We start from the raw sequence: 17,743 nt of genomic DNA, 5'->3' as shown, positions 1-17,743 counted from the left end.
CAAAAAAATGCCAGGGCCATGGCGAACATAGCAAACAAAAACGCCGGGCCACAAGGCACCGGCGTTTCCAGGCGGGGTTCGGGGGGCGGCGGCTGCCGTCAGACCACTGAGAACTCCAACGCTTCTCGCTACTAGCGATCCACGACCTACTTGAAATTCCAGCGATACCAGCTACCTTGAATATAGCTATGCACTACCAATTTCCAGAGATACAAGCCTCTGTGCAACTGGTTATATATGCCGATACGCAAGGTACCCAAGAACTACCGCAATGTAACGGGGGTTACGGCTGCTACCAAGGCGGTGGGTTCATCTGAATTCGAGTCTACTCTTGAAAGAGACTTCCTGGCGCTCCTGGAGTTCTCTCCGGAGGTGGCGCGCTTTGAAGTTCAGCCCCTCAAAATCGAGTGGCGAGATGGAGATGGCAGTTCTCGCAGCTACACACCGGACGTCTTGGTCGAATTCAAACCAGAGACAGGCCGTCAGCCCTGGCTGTGCGAAGTTAAGTACCGCTCCGACCTGAAAAAGTACTGGGTAGACCTCAAGCCAAAACTCCGGCGAGGCATCCGTCTCGCGAAGCAGAAGCACTGGCGCTTTCGGATCGTCACCGAGATGGAAATTCGGACTGCTTACCTAGCCAATATCCGCTTCCTCGGTCCGTTCAGATTCAGGAATATCCCCGAAGCCGGAGCTGAGCGCATGCTTGAGCAGTTACAGGTACTGCAGCGCACCACACCTGACAGCCTCACCGCTGCCCTAGCTACCGGTGATGAAGCTCGAGCTGAGTGGTTGCCGGTACTCTGGCATCTGATGGCCCATCATCGGATCGGAGTTGACCTGGAAGGCGACCTCTCCATGGACATGCCGATATGGAGCATCCCATGACCGATACCCGGCTCCCGCCGCTCTCCCTGGACTATGGCTCCACAGTCTTCTACCGAGGGAAACGCCACATCATTAGACAGGAATCCCATGACTTTGCCACGGTGCTCTTGTTTGAGCCGGATTCTGGGAAGTTCATTGAAGCACCGATTACCGACCTTTCTCCTGCCGAGCCGATACGGTCCGCTCCCCAGAAGGATCTTAACGCCCACGACAAGGAGGCGTTAGCTGAGGCCGAACGAAAGTACGAAGCCATTAAGCCCCTCTTGTCCAATCCAGGCCACACCAAACAAGAGGTAGAGGAATGTGCCAAGAAGGCAGGCGTTCATTTCGTCACGCTCTACAAGTGGCTCCGACTTTTCGAGACGACCGGCAAATTGACCGTGTTTGTTCGCCGGGATCGCAAGGACAAGGGGAAAGTTCTCATCCCTGCGGCGACAGAGCAGATCGTCACTGACACTATCAGTGCCGTTTACTTGAACAAGCAGAAGAAGAGCGTCGCCAAGGTCATCCAGGAGGTGGAAAGGCTGTGTGCAAAGGTCGGCCTACAGCCCCCCCACGCCAACACCATCCGTAATCGCATCAAGAAGCTCGATGCCTTCAAAAAAACCAAGGCCCGCGAAGGTGGTAAGGCAGCCCGGGATGCCTATGCACCCCTCAAGGGGCATTTCCCCGGAGCTGACTTCCCACTCTCTGTGGTCCAGGTAGACCACACGCCCTTGGACATCATCCTGGTGGATGACATCTATAGGCTGCCGATCGGACGTCCCTGGCTAACCCTCCTGATCGACGTGTTCTCCCGCATGGTCCTGGGCTTCTATATTTCCTTCGACCCTCCCGGCAACCTGTCTCTCGGCCTGTGCCTGACCCATGCCTTCCTGCCCAAGGAGAAATGGCTGGCCAAGCAAGGCATCGAGACCGCCTGGCCCTGCTGGGGAATCCCCCGGACGATCCATGCCGACAATGCCAAGGAATTCCGGGGGAACATGCTCCGCAATGCCTGCAAGGAATATGGCATCGATCTGGAGTGGCGGCCCGTGGCCACGCCTCACTATGGCGCCCACATTGAGCGTCTCCTTGGTACCCTCAACACAGAAATCCATGCAGCCCCGGGGACCACGTTCTCCAATCCCGTACAGAAGGGCGACTATGACTCCGTAGGTCAGTCAGCGATGAGTCTGGCGGAGTTCGAGAAGTGGTTCACCATCCTCTGTGTGGAGGTATATCACCAGCGCGAGCACTCCCAACTTGGCATGCCTCCCATCGCCAAGTGGCAGGAGGGTGTTTTCGGTACCAAGAAGAAGCCTGGGATCGGCATCCCTCCGCGTATCACAGACGAACTTCGCCTTAAGCTGGACCTGATGCCCTTCGAGACCCGCACAGTCCAGCAGTACGGCATCGTCTGGGACCACATCGAATACCAGCACGACGTGCTGCGCCGCTGGATCATTTCACCGGATCCAGAAAACCCCAAGCTCAAGCGCAAATTCCTCTGCCGGCGAGACCCCCGGGACATCAGCACCATCTGGTTCTACGACCCGGAGGTCCAGGAGTATTACCCCATCCCTTATCGGAACACCGCTCACCCAGCCATCAGCATCTGGGAGCTCGGTGAAGCAGAAAAGCGCATCCAGCAGGAACACCCCGGGACTCCCGTGGATGAAATGCTGATCTTCGACGCCTACGACAAGATGCGCGAGATCGAGGAGAACGCCAAGGTCATGACCAAGAGGGTTCGACGTAACCGGGAACGTACCCGACTGGGTATCTCCAATGCTCGTAGCCACATTCCCCCTGTCTCTCCCAAAGCAGTACCCACTCCTCCCCAAGAAAGGGCACCGCCAGCCAGAGTCATCAAACCCTTCGAGGACATAGACGACATGCAGGGGGACGATGATGACTGAGCCAGGCTCCCATCTTCTGAAGAAGGCGGCTGCTTATCTGGATCGCCCCGATGAAGAGCGCATTGCTTACATTCGTTCCCCACGGTGGATTGGCTACCCCAGAGCCCAGGAAGCCCTAGGCAAGCTGGAAGAGCTACTCAACTACCCGAAATCCCACCGGATGCCCAATCTGCTAATTATTGGTGACACCAATAACGGCAAGACCATGTTGGTCCAGCGCTTCTGCAAACAGCACAAACCTGCAGACAATCCAGAGGGCGAAGCAGCCATCGTTCCTGTCCTCTATGTACAGGCTCCGCCAGTTCCCGATGAGGGACGGTTCTATAACGCAATCCTGGAACTCTTGTTCGCCCCTTACAAACCCGGAGATCGGGCCGACCGGAAGCAATTCCAGGCCATCAAGGTGATGAAGGCTGTGGGCCTCAAGATGCTGCTCATTGATGAAATCCACCACATCCTGGCGGGATCAATGACCAAGCAGAAAGCCTTCCTCAATGTGATCAAGTATCTCGGTAATGAACTGGAGATACCGATTGTAGGGATCGGCACCAAGGACGCTTTTCGGGCAATTCAGACTGACCTTCAGCTATCCAACCGCTTCGATCACATCAACATCCCCCGGTGGCACAACGATGATGATTTTCTAAGGCTGTTGGCCTCATTTGAGCAAGCCATCCCTCTCTGCAATCCCTCCAACCTAATAGATGGCCCCCTGGCCGACAAGATCTACTCCATGACCGAGGGCTACCTGGGAGAGCTGTCACGTCTCCTGGTAAAGGCCGGGGTTCAAGCGATGGGCAGCGGGAAGGAGCTCATCGACAAGCGGATCTTGGATGGCCTGGGATGGACGCCCCCCTCAGAGCGTCGCAAGGAACCGAGAGGTTGAGATGGCCTACGGCAAGGTGTGGCCAGCCCATCCCAAGCCGTTTCAGGACGAACTGTTGTCCTCGTGGATCGTTCGGGTTGCCCAGGCCAATGCGATCAAGCTGCAAACCCTCTCTTGGATGCTTTTTGGGAATGAGCGGTCTCCCTGGAATCGGGACATAGACCGTTCTGCCCCTCCATGGCTACTCAAGGAACTGGCTCTCCACACCGGAACCAACTACTGGGATGTGTTCCACACCACGCTAGCTACCTACCGTCAGCGTCTTTATCCCAGGCGGCGCCTATCCGGCCAGTTGCCATGGATCTCAACAATACACACGTATGGGATGCAGCGACTTGGGCATGGCCAGCTGCTATGCCCTCAATGCCTGGCGACAGACAAGGTTCCTTACTTCCGAAAACAGTGGAGACTAGCTCTATTCACTTACTGCCCTATCCACCAGGTCAGGATGGTGGATTCGTGCCCGAATTGCGGTGCTTCAGTGATGCACTACAGAGGAGATTTTGGGCGGACGATTCAGGAGGCCAGGCCCATGCATGTCTGCCATGGGTGTGGCTATGACTACTCAGGGATGGAGGGGCAACAAGCCGAGTTTTTCTCGGAGGAAATTCATCTGCTCTTTGATGAGATGCTGGTTTCGCTGTCAGGGCCAATCGAACAGACGGGGAAGTTCGATCTAGGGCTTTTCTCGGTACTACATCAGCTGTGCTCGATCCTGGTAAGCCTGAGCAACAATGGACGACTGGAGCAATTCATCTGTCGTCGTCTGGGGGTGCAGTTCGTGCCCAGGGCGCGAATACGACTACCGATTGAGGGATATACCATCGATGAACGCCATCACTTTGTCCAGTATGGGCTCTGGTTGATGAAAGGCCTAGCAGCCCGTCTAGGCGAAGCTTGGGCTAGCAAGGCTGTCCGGTATAACCATCTGCTTAAGGACTTCGAAGGGGCGCCTACTGACTATCGACATCTGGTGGGAAGGTTTTCCAACTGGCGAAGGGCGGGTGCTCGCCGATGCCTGTAGCCGGTTGTTTCTCTACGCGTAGAGAAGAACGGCCACCATTCGAAGAGCGGGCGTTACACAGGCATCAATATGCTATGGAGTGGCAAACCTTCTTGCTCAATTGCTGTGGGCCGCTTGATGACCGAATCCCGCTCCGCATGCCATTCCCATCGGTCGCAGATTCGACAAATTTGAGCTAGTTCTGCTGAGGATAGATTCTTCCGCGACACAATGCCGGTTGAACCGCTACCTGCGGGCATTACGTTGGTCACAGCCATTTGATGGAGACCTAACCGACGACCATGTGCTGCACAACGACATGCAATGTGACCGGCGATACGGAAACCGCCGGCATCAATATCACCCCAATGGAGAACTTGGATGCCGTTTGGGAGTGCATTAAGCAAACGGCCATACATTGCTAACCATGAAGGACTAGGCATACCACCGCTGTATAGAACCACACCCGGATTATCGGGAGCCTGTCCCTCAACGAACGCATGGAAACTCTCCAGATTCTCGATAGACAAGAGATACTTAATGGACGGGTTTGCAACGAACCGATCAATACTCGATGGAGCAAGGCCTATATACGGCCGTGGTATATCAAACTTCTCCCCTCTGATGGTGTCGATGGACAGTTTCCCAGCAAGCAAAATGGTTTGCGGGTATTTGAATACCCCAATTTCGGCCAAGATTTCTTCGCGTTCCCGCGCAACAGCTGAGATATCGGCCTGAAGCAACACGTCGACCTGCGGTGCAATCGCTTCTATCCGCTTGCTATCTCGAAACAGTTCGATGCTCAAGCGGCGAATCGGCAACAACTCATCGCTTCCTTCGCGTACAGCCCCGTAGCAATAATCAACCAGACGCACTGCGTCAAGCCAATCTTCAAGATCGCTGGGACATGTGCTTCGAGCCTGAACACCTCGTCGCCAAGCCTCGATGACTTGTTTTAGAACAGGGTAACGCTCGCACAGCGGACCGAGCACAGCACCGACGTGAGCCATGACCACCCATCGGGGTGTTACTTTGAGATGGGTAGCTAGTTTTTCTGGGTCAGCCAACGTGATTCGGTTGATAGCCCCGTGAGTACCGGCGCGTGGATCCCAGTCAATATTGATTGCACCCGCGCGTTCAGCAATTATCAGTTCAGCATGGCAATCCGTTTTATCGTCGCGCGTCCCAATGCGAAGATAAGCTGGGAAATACTTTTCCGTGAAACACAATGAAAGGACGCGATTATTTGCCTCGCCGCTCTCATCCGTTGGCTTACATGCCTTATCTTCGGCCTTTACAAGCAATTTTTCGAGCGCACTGCGCGCAAGCTTATTCATGCCGTTTCCGACTCGATTTTGGCGATCATTCCCTCAACGAGTTCCGGGTTTCGGTCGGGCATGTCGCTCAGAAGCTTCCTTCGGGTTTCAGGTTTCACTCCATTGAATTCGCTAAATACATCGAGTCCATTATCCGGACGGTACAGATCGTAGTAGGCATCCATCGTCGGCAATAACTTTCCGACCTCCGTATCGGGTCCGGCGAGAATTATTTGCAGCCCCAGACTGCGAAGGAACTCTGACGTCGCAAAGGTGTTCTGAGCGTCAATGCCATAAAACGCCTCATCGACGATCATCACGCCTGCACCTTGATGGGTTGTTGGATTCTTGATGCGGAACGCATTGGCCAAAGCAGCACCGGCAATTACATAGAATGGAACCCGGTGTTCTCCATTGGAGGCCACACCCATACGCCGACTCAGACGGTCAACTTCTTTCCCGCCAACCATAATTCTCAGATCGAAATTAAAAAACAGCCGATAGTCTTCAAATGGATTATTTTCCTTATCATTACCTGACTGGCAGTTCTCGAGCAGCATAGCCACTTGTTCCTGCAAGCCTTCCACCGCAAACATCGAGCCTGGTTGAAAATCCATCGACCGGTCCGTAATGGCTTTGTAAAGGGGCTCATGTGTTGGCGACAAGGTCCAGCAAAATTCGTAATGTTCCCCGCCCGTAAATGCCGGACAAGCTTCCAAGATCTTGTTTAGATCACGGATACTTTGCTCGACACCACTACATGCTTCCCGAATTTTGAACTTCACATCCGACTGGAAGGACAATTCGGCAGCGTTGCGTGCGTCATCAGCATCCTTTTCGTACAGTCCTAGTGTGGATCCTTGTAGTAGCTCCAGCCGTTGATGTACCCACTGAGCAGCCAAGCGCCAATCCTTACGCTCTTCCCGTAGATCCATCGACTCAGTGAACGTGATGAATTCAGAACGTGCTACCGATTCCGCCGTTATCGCTTTCTGCTCGCGACTTTTCACTTCCGTTGCCAGCCACGAGATTGGAGCCGCTGCACCCATATGGTGAGTGTCAGCCATGTGCATGCATTTTGCGTAAATACGCTCGAAGACTTCTGATTCGTAATCAACACCGCTTTTCAAAAGGTCGAGTTGTTTTACGTACTCATCGAGAGACTTCGCGCACTCCACTTTATTCTTCTCAAGCTCAACTAACTGACCCTGAAGTACTCCGATTGCAGGCAGTAACGTAACCAACTCGCTGTCTGCATTTTTTATTGCTGTGGTTTGAAGTTCGATTTTTTTCTTCAGAGTTGCGAGGTGTTCTGGTAAATCTTTAGCATCCACCAGAATGGCACTCGCTTCTTGACAGCAGGTCGCGTACTCGTCGATGTCGTTGGCGTACGCTGCAACATCAATGGAGTTGAGAAGCGTACCCACCTGGGTACGAGCGCATTCCGTCAGGGCGCATTGCCGCTTTGCCTTTTCCTTGGCTTCTTTTGCGTCAATATAGGCGTTATGCGCCTCCTTCCGATCTATCTCGGATAGACGAACACCGATAATCCATTCGCTCGGAGGCAGTTCGCGAAGTCCTTTGGTTCCACCGTTCGCACTCAGCATGCAATCTTTGGAGAGCGCCCGCGAATACCTTTCAAGCTCCTCCTCCGTCTCTACCTGCCGCATATTGCCGATGATCTGCCTAAGGTATGCAAGAGCCACCGGGTGATTACTCGCGAGTAGAGCGCCAACATTGTCAGGCTCTGGCACCTTGTGAATCGATGACGACAGATGGTTCGGCACGACAACCGTTACTTCCCGGATGCCCTGCTTTTTTAGAAGCGCAATTGCCGCGCTCTCCTTCCCAGCATCCACTACCAGGGAAAACCGATTGCGCCGCAGAAAGGATTCGATTGCGGCCTGCCAAGAAGCATCCTTGATCTCAACAAGGCTTCCGACAGGTGTTGCGGAAATGCCAGATTTTGCGAACGCGGCGATCGCCCGAAGTATTTCTTCGCCGGTAATGCGGAATCCTCGTGTATTTGCCGCTACGCGGCCCTCCGCGACATCCAGTTGCTTCTCTGCCACATCGAATGTTTTATCCTGCGCCTCCTTCAGTCGGTTGAGTACTGCCCCTACCTCGCTGAAGAAAGCGATCGCAGTGCCCATGTCATCGCCAGACGGCACTACGCCGTTTTTGGCGAGCGAATCCCATCGGGTGAGCAATATTTCCGCGCCGGCAAGGTCACCTTCATACCCCATTCGCTGAAGGGCGGCAGCAATTGAGCTTAACGCCGTACGGACGGCAACTTGGACACGGTCAATGTCTTTTCGTCGAACTTTTGACTCGCCGTCTTTCGCTGCACGGATTGCGCTGCTTTGGGCCGATTTGACGATTAGCGGATCTGTATCAAACCTACTCTGTAGCTGTCCGCAGATTTCCCGCATTTCAGGAAGCGTGCTCTGGAGTAGTTCACGGCGCTCGTCATCGATTTTTATTTTATTTTCCAAGGCGCGGATTTTTTTTGTTAACGCGTCCAGATTTGCGTCACCCGATTCGTATTGAATCTGAGTGCGAACGGTTTCCATCACTACTTTATGGACAAGATGCTCACGAAGGACGTTGAAACGCTTCTCAATGATATCCAGCGTGGCTATCTGCTGCTTTACGTCCGCGATCTTTGCGGAAAGTTGGCGTAGGGACTGCATGTGTCGAAGCGTTCCTTGCTTATCGATGGCCTCGGCCTCAACAAGATATTTACGAAGGAAATCGCCGACACTTTCCACATGCTTGAGGTTGACGCTATGGCTAAGTGTGCGCAGGTAAGTACGTACATTGATAGCTTTGTCTGATTGCTGAATGTTGTGCAGCAACTCTTCCACGTATTTTTCCGGCTTTAGTGTGATCGTGCACGTGCGGCCGGCGTGCGCTGCCAAGTTCCGTACGCTCCGCTCAAACAGCGGCCAGTCCATCGGCCGTCGACCTTCGCCGACGGTTTCCAGGTGATTATCTAGCGTTAAGCAAACACCTGGTAGGACGTAAAGTCCAAGGACATGATGGTCGCGTTCCGACAGGCGCGAATGGAAGCAGATGCCAGCACTGACAACGTCCTGTTCCCGCTCGCCTTTGAATACCAACGTGATGTAAGTCAGTGCCTCGTCACGCTTCCTCCGAACAACTTGGTTGTCGTCCCCAGACCGGATCATCCCAAGAGCGTAGGCGCGCAACGAGCGTGCGTCCTTCTGGACGGACTGAGCGTTGAAATGCATATACTGGCCGTGCCCGCCAACTAAGGCGACTTGAATACTGTCACCGAGGCTCGTTTTTCCGGCCCCGTTGGCGCCGATGAAGCCTGTTACCTGTCGGTCCAGATCGAACGTTTCGTAATCCCATAGGTAGAAGTGTGTGAGATGTACCTCGACCAAGCGCTTCATTGCATCGCCTCCTCTACATCCATCTCTTCATTTTCTGGAGATATCCCTTCTCCTTCAGAAAGGGTTTCAGAGGAGGACACCGCAAGCTCGGCTTTCAATGCAGCTCCGAACCGACCGACTGTGTTCTCATCCAGAACTTCTACGATGCCTGGCAGGATACAAATCTCGAATGGCTGCGGATCACCGTCTGGCGCTTGGGTTTCTCGTGCCAGTCCGTGTTGTGCCGCGTCGCGGAGCAGATCCCTGAGGGGGGCGAGGCTCTTTTCGACAAGAGTAAGGCCGGTCATTTCGCGATACAGATCCTCGAATTCGGGGATGTTGTAGATGACGTCCCCAAACCCATTGGCGACGTCACCGATGCTCGCCCGTAGGTGGTAGGCCTGGCGAAGTACCAAGAGGAAAAGCGTTTGGGCCTTTGACATTCTTTGTGGCCGCGCCACGGTTTGAATCACCACGAGGAATTCGCGATCAATCTTGTGAATCAGCCGCAAGCCCAGTAAATCCAGAGCCTCGCGAAAATACGACTCATAAGCTGTGATCAGCCGGTACGCTTTTGCATGCTGGGGGAACCGCAGATAGAGACACTGCTGACAGACCAGTTGGTACATCGCCCGGCGAAAATCATCGGGAGCGTAAGGGCAGTTTTCGTCATTGTTGGTGATGCTTTCCCAGTTACGCGGCACGTTCGCCTCCTTTGATTTTCTTGATGACGAAATTCGGCATGTTGAAATATTCGGTGTCCACCCGTTGCCCTGGGAAGGTCTCGAACATCGCACCGAGGCCATGCAATAGATTGCCTTCTCCAAGTGCCTCGGGCGATGAGTTCGACACGATGAAAGCGACTCGGCTTAGCGCTGCCTGCAGGACGACATCGTGCACCGAATTTGCTGGCAGATCGGCGGCAGAGATTGCTTTGCCCGCAGGGAAGTTTTCTGCAAGATGGCGGCGGATAGCCGCCGGTGACGTGTCACGGTGGGCAATCATGATCTTGCGCAAGCGATATAGTGCGCGCTCGGTTGGGGTCATGATTCGCTTGCATGTTGCAACCGGCGCTGGCTTTGTCCGACGCGCCGGCGCCTGATACAACGCATCTTCGCTGACAATCGGAGACGGTGAAAGAAGTAGCGACTCGATCGGCATACCCAGATCGTCCGCTTGCTTTACGGCGGCGATACTGTCGGAGATCACGGCTTCAATTCGGTCAGTCGCTTTGAGGCGATAGGCGAGAGTTGCATTTGCGCGCTGATAGACCGTATCGATGATGCGATCGATTCGTGTGAGGAAGCGCTCGATGTTCAGTAAACGGTGGAATCGTTCGACGTCCCGCTCCATCAGCGCCTCTACATCCGCATGGTTGCCATGCATTTCCCGGTATCCGTTCAGAAGTTCAGTGCGCAATGGATCTTCGCGTGTGATTGCGTTGACCATCTCGATAATCTCCATGCGATGACGCAATGGATGATTTTCAGTTCTCAGATCCTTGAAGTCGCGAATATAGATTTCCGAGATCTGCTCGACAAAAAAGCGGCGAACAAAAACGTGCACCTCCGTTTCCCGGCTGATGTCTGCCATCAGGTCTCGAACACGGAACGCGGTGCCGTTGAGGGATGAAATCAAATTGACGCAGTGCTTTGCGGCAGCCTCAAACCCTTCGGCATTTCGCCGTGGGTTGGCTTTGGTTTCCTTGACCATCGCGAACACCATCTGGATGCTTCCGCCAATGGCCGATGGTCCACTGTTGGCAAATTGATCGAGTGTGTCGAATAGCCGAGAAATCGTCGGCCGCATCGAGATGAAATCCCGGCCACCTATGCGGTCTTCTACCAACCACCCGGTCTCGATGAGTCGCGCCAACAGCATGTTGGCAATGACGTTCAATGGCGTAGCCTGCCCGGGGCCACACTCATCGGATTCCCATCCGTTATCCAGCAAGAACCGCTCGATCTCTTTGGTGATATCGCCATGCAGATAGCCATCGGGGTACGGGGGGTCACAATCCGGGCCGAAATACTGTGTGGCCAATCGATGGAGTAACGCCCAGGCGCGCTTGGCATTCTTACCGCTCAGCACTGAAAAGATGTTGGCAGGAAGGAGATCGAAGAGGCTACTGGCGGATTCGGCCCGCATGGACATCGAAATTCCCCTGAAACGTGTTATCTGATGATATAATATATACAGTACGATAACTTATCGCAAGAGATAAATGCCGGCGACAAACGAACAACGAATCCTTGATCTTCGGGAAGTCCTCATGTGGGAAGGGGAAATTACGAATACCCGCATTCGTGAGTTACTGGATATCAAAACAGTTCAGGCAAGCCGGACGTTGGCGGAACTTGTGGGGAGCATCGGAAACCACTGGAGTCGTCCCCACGCCAATGGACCTGTGCAATTCCATCACCAGGCTACAGGAGCCGGAATGCGCGGTTCTCCGGACGATTATCTGCGTGCAATAAACCGCCTATCCCAAGCCGATAACTGTCTGGATGGCATCGGCATCTACGATAGCCGTATCGATCTTTCGCTCGTTTCGCAAAAGTTGTTTGCTAGCATCGTTCAGGCCATCCGGCGGAAGGAAGGGCTTGAGATCTGTTACCGGTCAATGACAAATCCCAAAGGCCAAACGAGAACGGTTTTTCCCCATGCCATCGTGCGGGCGCCGCGACGCTGGCACATGCGCGCATGGTGTTCTCAACGCCAAGAATTTAGGGATTTTGTGCTTGGCCGCATACTGTCGGCAACGCCGGTCGCGACTACGGCCCCAGGCGGGCGCGAGCAAGATGCCGATTGGAATGATCTGGTTGAGATGGTGATTGTTCCCCACCCCGACTTGACTCCGGATCAGCAAGACATGATCGCGGAGGAGTTTTTCCCCGGCTCCCGTTCGCTAAGACTGCGTATTAGGAAATGCCTACAGCTCTATGTTGTCCAAGACTTGCAACTGGCAATCGATCCTGAGCGCGATCGACCACCGCAATATCAACTTTGCTTGTTTGGGGCGTCGTGAACAACGATATCAGAACCGGCAGATCTACCCAGCCAAGGTAAATATTTATGGGGAGCATCTTCTTCTGTGGTGATACCCACGGACGCTTCGATCACGTCGTCGAAGCAGTGCGGAAACACCAACCATCGGCCATCGTATTCCTGGGTGACCTTCAGTCCTCGCACCCTCTCGATCAAGAACTACAGCCGATTCTCGGTCTGACGGACGTCTGGTGGATTCACGGGAATCACGACACGGACAGTGACTCAGACTATGACAACCTGTTTGGATCGGCACTTGCAGACCGAAACCTCCATGGGCGTGTGGTGGAAATTGCCGGAGTTCGAGTTGCAGGATTGGGAGGAGTATTCCGTGGCCAGGTATGGATGCCGCCCGAACAGCCCAAGCATAATTCGCCGCAGAGCTACGCCAACCAGTGCGGCAGAGGCAACCTTTGGCGCGGCGGTCTGCCACGCAAGCATCGCAGTTCGATTTTCCCAGTCAATTATTCGTACCTTGTTAGCGAACAGGCGGAGATTCTTGTGACGCACGAAGCACCGAGTTGTCATCCGCATGGCTTCGATGCAATCGACGAATTGGCACGAAATCTTGGTGTCCGCGCTGCCTTCCATGGTCACCATCATGAGAGTCAGGACTACAGCAGCCATTCCACACAACAGGCTTTCGCAGCCTATGGCGTTGGACTATGCGGCATCACAGACCAGAACGGCCATGTAACCGTTGCTGGATCATCCGGTGGTTAGTGCCATCATCCAATACTACGGCTGCATCAGCAGCCATACACCTCGTAATGCCCTGGCATCGTGAAGCGCATGGTGACGACTTTCCGTCTGATGGTGCTCGAAATACGCATCAATACTCTGCTCAAATCGCTGCCAATCCCATTGATCGTAATCGAGTAGCAAGCCATCGACAGACACTTGAGCATTCCCGAGCAGCCAGAGAAACATCGCCCAATCTGTCGGCGAATCGTAGACGACTACTGGCCTTTCAAACCTCGCCAGCCAGCTACGAAGATCATCAGCAACTTCTTCCCTTGCGCGAGGCCGATTCGACAGAAGGGGGAGGACAGTCTCTTCTACGAACGGAGAACAAACCGCACGGTTGAACGTCAGTTCGGCATAGAACTCATCGGCCACCTCCGAGACGATCCCGAGCGAGAGCAACTCAGGTACTCGCAGGTTGGTAAACTCGGTATCGAGGAACAGGCGCATGGCTTGATCAGCAGCATCTAGCGTGGGACCACTTCATTTTGTGGGCAGACCATCGGTTTGGCAAATGATCTGCTTAATTCATGTCGAGGTCGCCTGCGCTACGACAGCACAAGAGTTGTTTCTCGCGTTGAGCGTCGAGATGAGTGTGCCCATCTCCGCGGCGGGCACAGACACCGTCGTCGGCTTGGCATAGCGCAGCGCCCCCTCGATGATGAGCCAATTAACGACGACGATTGAGCCAGGGCACTTTCTGGACACTTCTATCGCTTCTGAGATGGACTCGAAGGTGTGCGCCAGTTCTGGCATCTTGGCCCACACTTTTGACGTGACGATTTCGTTGTCCACAAACTCGGCAAGAAATTCGTCCCGCTTTTCCAGATGCACGGCATATCCCAGGTACTCCGCATCCTCCGGTAGACCGTGCTCTCTGCGCATCTCGTCCATCGTCATTTGTCGCAGACCCATGGCGGTGGCGATTCGCTCGTCTTTGCTGCCGCGTTTCTAAGCCGCTTCTATACCGATGGCAATAGCAAGGCTTGCGCCGTCTGGCGCTATTTGTAAGGCTGGCCCGGTATCACTGGATTGGTTCTACCTAATAAGGAATAGCTGACAATGCGAATGTAGGGAGCCACGCCACTTGAGACCGTTGGAACAGAAAGCACTCGTGCGCTAATATATTTTCGATATTTGGACAATACATCTGATGCCTTTCGCTATATGCCCATGACAACTACCCATACATTTGACAGCGTCAACGAAGATAATGATTTGGCAGCGGACGTCGTTGATGACAACGATACGGCTAGTGGTGACACTCTGGTGCAGCCGTGGAACCCAAGCAAAATTAGGATCACGACTAAAAGCTTTACATTGCGAGAGGTCGTTGAGCAAATCAAACTCAGGGAGATCGATTTGACTCCTGATTTTCAGCGAGAGTATGTCTGGAAGCAACGTCAAAGGACAAGGCTCATTGAGTCAATCTTGCTAGGAATCCCCCTTCCCGCCTTTTACTTCAATCAAGAAGATGATGGCACCTATCAAGTTGTGGACGGCGTACAGCGTCTATCAACCATCAATCTGTTTATGAACGATGGTCACGTTCTAGGTTCCATTGACCTTGAGTACCTAAAGGATCTTGATGGACTCAAGTATTCGGAACTTGATCAAGCCTCCATGCGCAGGTTTCGCAGCACCCAAATCGTAGTGCACATCATTGAGCCTCAAACTCCTGATGAGGTGAAGTACGACATCTTTGGTCGTGTAAATACTCTTGGTAGCCCGCTATCCGCTCAAGAAATCCGACACGCGATGAGCCGGAAGCGCTCAAGGGAGTTTCTACATACCCTCTCTGAGTTGGAATCATTCGACCAAGCAACAGCAAGAAATTTCTTTCGAAGAAACCCTGACAATCCGTCTGAGTGGGTACGAGATAGCGGGCGGATGATGAACCGCGAGTTAGTTCTCCGGTTTTGTGCCTTTCTCGACTTCAAAGAAGACGTGTATCGACAATACTCGAGTCTAGACGCTTACTTAGCGGACTACACCAAACGACTGGACGAGCGTTCGACAAATGAACCCAACCTTAGCGAGGCTGACCTTGACGAACTGAAGGCCAAGTTTGACCAAGCCATGACGAATGCTTTTGAGGTTTTGAAGAAATTCGCTTTTAGACGTAACCAAAGAACTGCGAGCAAGCGAGGGCCGATCAATCGGGCTCTTTTCGAAGCTCAAGCTACAGCCCTTGCTGCCTACACAAGAGAAGAGTTGTGGGGACGTGAATCGGCGGTAGTCAGTGCGCTACAGTCATTATTCAGCGATGACGAGTATGTACGCTCGATTACGGTTGGAACGGGCGATCCTCGTCGTGTCGCTTATCGGCTTTCTCGGACTAGGTCGGCCCTTGCCGAGGTGTTCAAATAATGCGCGAGCTATCTATTGCTGGGTTCAAACGATTCAACTCAGTCTCGCTGTGCATGGCACCTCTCACTGTCTTGGCTGGCCTTAATGGTTCAGGCAAAACCTCGATAATTCATGCGCTGCTTTTGATGCGAGAGTCGATACGGGCTACCTCGAATGGGGTCGTTCTTTTGAACGGGCCATTTGGCTTGCAGTTAGGAACAGCAGAAGACATCTCCAACTGGCAATCGGGAGATCGCCGGATTAAGTTTGAAGTGGTGGATGAATTCGGAACCTACACGTGGTCCCTGGGCATTCCCGACGATGAAGCGATGTACCTTACATTGGATGCATTGCCTACCGACATACCTGCTGGCTTTGAATCGAATCAAGGTGCGTTCGCATACTTGGCTGCAGAAAGATTGGGCCCGCGGTCAAGCCTTAGCGCATCTTCTCTTCCAATTAATCAGCTTGAGGTTGGAGTCCAAGGAGAACACTCCGCACAACTGCTTGAAGCGCTTGGCAATAGGCCTGCGCAAGAGGATAGACGACATCCAGATTCCAGTAGTCCGTATTTGCTGAAATATGAGGTCGAGCGCTGGCTTAGTGAAATCGCTAGACCGGTCGTCATTGATGCCGTTCACCACGCTGGTGCCACAGCATATGCAATGAAGTTTAAGGTGCCGGATGGTGAGTGGGTACGAGCAACGAACATGGGGTTCGGCGTCTCCTATGCACTCCCCATCATCCTTGCTGGTCTAACGGCGAAGAGAGGGGGATTAGTCTTAGTAGAGAACCCTGAAGCGCATCTACATCCTGCGGGGCAGTCTCGGATGGGTACTTTCCTAGCCTGGCTTGCTTCTAAGGGAGTACAGGTCATTGTCGAAACCCATTCCGATCATGTATTGAATGGCATACGTCGAGCAATTGGAGAGTACGAAATACTCAGTGCTTCCGACGCCATAGTGCACTTTTTCAACTCCGAAGATTCGGGCCATATTTCCAAACTGCAATTCACAAACACTGGAGGAATATCCCACTGGCCTACCGGTTTCTTCGATCAGTATCAGATCGATACTGCAGCGTTAGGTAGAGTTCGTCGGAAGGGAAGTGTGAATGGCGTTCGTCATTGACAGCGCGGAATGGGACTTCAATGGTTGGACTTCGTCTGACGTCCAACACGTAATCGAAGGACTTCTAGATCAATTAGCTCACATTGCAGAAAATCGCGAGGAGGTTTGGGTAGGAGATGACCTCCAAACTCGCGCGGTATACAAGGGCATGGATCTTTGGAGACTGCGCGATGTAGAGTCGGAGATTCAACTGGATGATGAGGTTTGGCAAGAGCTGGCAGCCCATCTAGGCCGAATCCCGCGCTACCTCGACGACGAAGACCGTTGGCCCGACGGGATTGATGATTTCTGCATTGCAATCGGGAGTGAGGCTGCCCGGGACAATATAGACGTGGCGTGGGCTCATCACCATATACGTGCTCGAAAAGCCGTGGCGTGCCTTGGCCTAAAACGTCGAGGCCCGCTTCAAACTACAACGAAGAGCGGAACCGCAGATGTGCATTGGATCCGAGATGAGGCTTCGGAAGTAGACTTCTGGCAGTCTGCGATTGTGGTTGAAGGTGATACTAAGGATGTTCTGGAACGTTTGTGCCACCGGGCATATCCGAATCTGCACTTTGCTCACAATGTTTTGCACAATGCCGACCAGTTTAATGGGGGTTATTACTCTAATCTGCCCCAATTGAAGCATTACCTCAAAACATTAAATGAGCACGGTATCTGGGTTTTCACCGCTCCACCACCTGCAGAAAATAGAAATGATCCAGCAGGCACAGCGACGATAGATCCGACCGCTCAGCTCATTCAACGGCGGTTTGAGCTGCTTGGTCTCGTCATTGCCCCCGAAAATCCTGATGTCTTCAGAAACGGGGTTTGCCGTAGGGCTCGCGAGATAGTGATTGGCGGAAGGTCGCTATATTGTGAGTGGCATTGCAAGTTGCAAGCACACCAGAACCGGGTGCACATACATTCCCCGGTGATAGAGAGCGAGGGAAAGTTAGTCATCGCAATTATCGCGCGACATCTACCACTGCCAGGCGACTAAACTGAGGGCCGTCTGAGTTTTGCAGAAGTCGTCTCACAGGAGAGCGTAAAGCTTTCTGGAGTTTTCTTATAAGTGGCGAAAGCATACCGTCTCTCGCC

Annotated in this window: 15 protein-coding genes; 9 read left to right on the top strand and 6 right to left on the bottom strand. The window is 53.3% G+C overall.

Annotated elements, in window-relative coordinates:
• Window positions 1-237 precede the first annotated feature (237 nt).
• The 4 genes from AZSP09_RS12535 to AZSP09_RS12520 are packed head-to-tail and all read left to right on the top strand — an operon-like array spanning window position 238 to window position 4,696.
• Window positions 238-885, top strand: a complete 648-nt coding sequence (locus tag AZSP09_RS12535; protein ID WP_152090232.1) for a TnsA endonuclease N-terminal domain-containing protein — start codon at window positions 238-240, stop codon at window positions 883-885.
• Window positions 882-2,786: a Mu transposase C-terminal domain-containing protein gene (locus AZSP09_RS12530; RefSeq protein ID WP_152090231.1), complete on the top strand. Its 1,905-nt coding sequence runs from the start codon at window positions 882-884 to the stop codon at window positions 2,784-2,786. Before AZSP09_RS12535 ends, AZSP09_RS12530 begins: the two co-directional genes overlap by 4 nt.
• Complete coding sequence (locus AZSP09_RS12525) at window positions 2,776-3,672, top strand: TniB family NTP-binding protein (RefSeq protein WP_197739015.1); 897 nt, start codon at window positions 2,776-2,778, stop codon at window positions 3,670-3,672. Before AZSP09_RS12530 ends, AZSP09_RS12525 begins: the two co-directional genes overlap by 11 nt.
• A gap of 1 nt (window position 3,673) precedes the next feature.
• A complete protein-coding gene (locus AZSP09_RS12520) occupies window positions 3,674-4,696 on the top strand; it encodes a TniQ family protein (protein ID WP_172974756.1) in 1,023 nt (340 codons plus the stop codon).
• Window positions 4,697-4,749: 53 nt separating this feature from the next.
• Here the strand turns inward: AZSP09_RS12520 and AZSP09_RS12515 are convergent, their stop codons facing one another.
• The 4 genes from AZSP09_RS12515 to AZSP09_RS12500 are packed head-to-tail and all read right to left on the bottom strand — an operon-like array spanning window position 4,750 to window position 11,543.
• The gene (locus AZSP09_RS12515; RefSeq protein ID WP_152090229.1) at window positions 4,750-6,012 is read right to left on the bottom strand and encodes a Wadjet anti-phage system protein JetD domain-containing protein; all 1,263 of its coding nucleotides are present in this window, start codon (window positions 6,010-6,012) and stop codon (window positions 4,750-4,752) included.
• Window positions 6,009-9,410, bottom strand: coding sequence for an SbcC/MukB-like Walker B domain-containing protein (locus AZSP09_RS12510; protein WP_152090228.1), 3,402 nt, complete (start codon window positions 9,408-9,410; stop codon window positions 6,009-6,011). The genes AZSP09_RS12515 and AZSP09_RS12510 overlap by 4 nt, the downstream gene beginning before the upstream one ends.
• Entirely contained in the window at window positions 9,407-10,093 is a 687-nt protein-coding gene (locus AZSP09_RS12505; RefSeq protein ID WP_172974755.1) for a DUF4194 domain-containing protein, read from the bottom strand. The genes AZSP09_RS12510 and AZSP09_RS12505 overlap by 4 nt, the downstream gene beginning before the upstream one ends.
• Complete coding sequence (locus AZSP09_RS12500) at window positions 10,083-11,543, bottom strand: Wadjet anti-phage system protein JetA family protein (protein ID WP_172974754.1); 1,461 nt, start codon at window positions 11,541-11,543, stop codon at window positions 10,083-10,085. Before AZSP09_RS12500 ends, AZSP09_RS12505 begins: the two co-directional genes overlap by 11 nt.
• A 70-nt stretch (window positions 11,544-11,613) precedes the next feature.
• Between AZSP09_RS12500 and AZSP09_RS12495 the strand changes: the two genes are divergently transcribed.
• Both AZSP09_RS12495 and AZSP09_RS12490 read left to right on the top strand, forming a co-directional pair.
• Complete coding sequence (locus AZSP09_RS12495) at window positions 11,614-12,417, top strand: WYL domain-containing protein (RefSeq protein WP_152090225.1); 804 nt, start codon at window positions 11,614-11,616, stop codon at window positions 12,415-12,417.
• Window positions 12,418-12,464: 47 nt separating this feature from the next.
• Entirely contained in the window at window positions 12,465-13,160 is a 696-nt protein-coding gene (locus AZSP09_RS12490; protein ID WP_152090224.1) for a metallophosphoesterase family protein, read from the top strand.
• A 15-nt stretch (window positions 13,161-13,175) separates the two neighbouring features.
• On the opposite strand, the gene AZSP09_RS12485 is transcribed toward AZSP09_RS12490, so the two are convergent.
• Both AZSP09_RS12485 and AZSP09_RS12480 read right to left on the bottom strand, forming a co-directional pair.
• Window positions 13,176-13,631, bottom strand: coding sequence for a 3'-5' exoribonuclease (locus tag AZSP09_RS12485; protein ID WP_152090223.1), 456 nt, complete (start codon window positions 13,629-13,631; stop codon window positions 13,176-13,178).
• 78 nt (window positions 13,632-13,709) lie between these two features.
• On the bottom strand, window positions 13,710-14,096 hold the full coding sequence (locus AZSP09_RS12480) for a hypothetical protein (RefSeq protein WP_152090222.1): 387 nt from the start codon (window positions 14,094-14,096) through the stop codon (window positions 13,710-13,712).
• Window positions 14,097-14,354: 258 nt separating this feature from the next.
• Between AZSP09_RS12480 and AZSP09_RS12475 the strand changes: the two genes are divergently transcribed.
• From AZSP09_RS12475 to AZSP09_RS12465, 3 genes are read left to right on the top strand one after another with little or no spacing between them, the layout of a single operon-like run.
• Window positions 14,355-15,551 carry a DUF262 domain-containing protein gene (locus AZSP09_RS12475; RefSeq protein ID WP_152090221.1) on the top strand — a complete coding sequence of 399 codons (1,197 nt, stop codon included), beginning with the start codon at window positions 14,355-14,357 and terminating at the stop codon, window positions 15,549-15,551.
• The gene (locus AZSP09_RS12470; protein WP_197739014.1) at window positions 15,551-16,660 is read left to right on the top strand and encodes a DUF3696 domain-containing protein; all 1,110 of its coding nucleotides are present in this window, start codon (window positions 15,551-15,553) and stop codon (window positions 16,658-16,660) included. The genes AZSP09_RS12475 and AZSP09_RS12470 overlap by 1 nt, the downstream gene beginning before the upstream one ends.
• Window positions 16,644-17,645, top strand: coding sequence for a hypothetical protein (locus tag AZSP09_RS12465; protein ID WP_152090219.1), 1,002 nt, complete (start codon window positions 16,644-16,646; stop codon window positions 17,643-17,645). The genes AZSP09_RS12470 and AZSP09_RS12465 overlap by 17 nt, the downstream gene beginning before the upstream one ends.
• The last annotated feature ends 98 nt before the right edge of the window (window positions 17,646-17,743 follow it).

It is taken from the genome of Azospira sp. I09 (genome assembly GCF_009177135.1).
Lineage (GTDB): Bacteria > Pseudomonadota > Gammaproteobacteria > Burkholderiales > Rhodocyclaceae > Azospira > Azospira oryzae.
This window is presented reverse-complemented; position numbering and strand designations above follow the sequence as displayed.

Coding starts and splice junctions, on each gene's coding strand:
- AZSP09_RS12475 (WP_152090221.1), top strand. CDS start 14,355: ATGACAACTACCCATACATTTGACAGCGTCAACGAAGATAATGATTTG.
- AZSP09_RS12485 (WP_152090223.1), bottom strand. CDS start 13,631: ATGCGCCTGTTCCTCGATACCGAGTTTACCAACCTGCGAGTACCTGAG.
- AZSP09_RS12490 (WP_152090224.1), top strand. CDS start 12,465: ATGGGGAGCATCTTCTTCTGTGGTGATACCCACGGACGCTTCGATCAC.
- AZSP09_RS12465 (WP_152090219.1), top strand. CDS start 16,644: ATGGCGTTCGTCATTGACAGCGCGGAATGGGACTTCAATGGTTGGACT.
- AZSP09_RS12495 (WP_152090225.1), top strand. CDS start 11,614: ATGCCGGCGACAAACGAACAACGAATCCTTGATCTTCGGGAAGTCCTC.
- AZSP09_RS12525 (WP_197739015.1), top strand. CDS start 2,776: ATGATGACTGAGCCAGGCTCCCATCTTCTGAAGAAGGCGGCTGCTTAT.
- AZSP09_RS12515 (WP_152090229.1), bottom strand. CDS start 6,012: ATGAATAAGCTTGCGCGCAGTGCGCTCGAAAAATTGCTTGTAAAGGCC.
- AZSP09_RS12470 (WP_197739014.1), top strand. CDS start 15,551: ATGCGCGAGCTATCTATTGCTGGGTTCAAACGATTCAACTCAGTCTCG.
- AZSP09_RS12530 (WP_152090231.1), top strand. CDS start 882: ATGACCGATACCCGGCTCCCGCCGCTCTCCCTGGACTATGGCTCCACA.
- AZSP09_RS12500 (WP_172974754.1), bottom strand. CDS start 11,543: ATGTCCATGCGGGCCGAATCCGCCAGTAGCCTCTTCGATCTCCTTCCT.
- AZSP09_RS12480 (WP_152090222.1), bottom strand. CDS start 14,096: ATGGGTCTGCGACAAATGACGATGGACGAGATGCGCAGAGAGCACGGT.
- AZSP09_RS12520 (WP_172974756.1), top strand. CDS start 3,674: ATGGCCTACGGCAAGGTGTGGCCAGCCCATCCCAAGCCGTTTCAGGAC.
- AZSP09_RS12510 (WP_152090228.1), bottom strand. CDS start 9,410: ATGAAGCGCTTGGTCGAGGTACATCTCACACACTTCTACCTATGGGAT.
- AZSP09_RS12535 (WP_152090232.1), top strand. CDS start 238: ATGCCGATACGCAAGGTACCCAAGAACTACCGCAATGTAACGGGGGTT.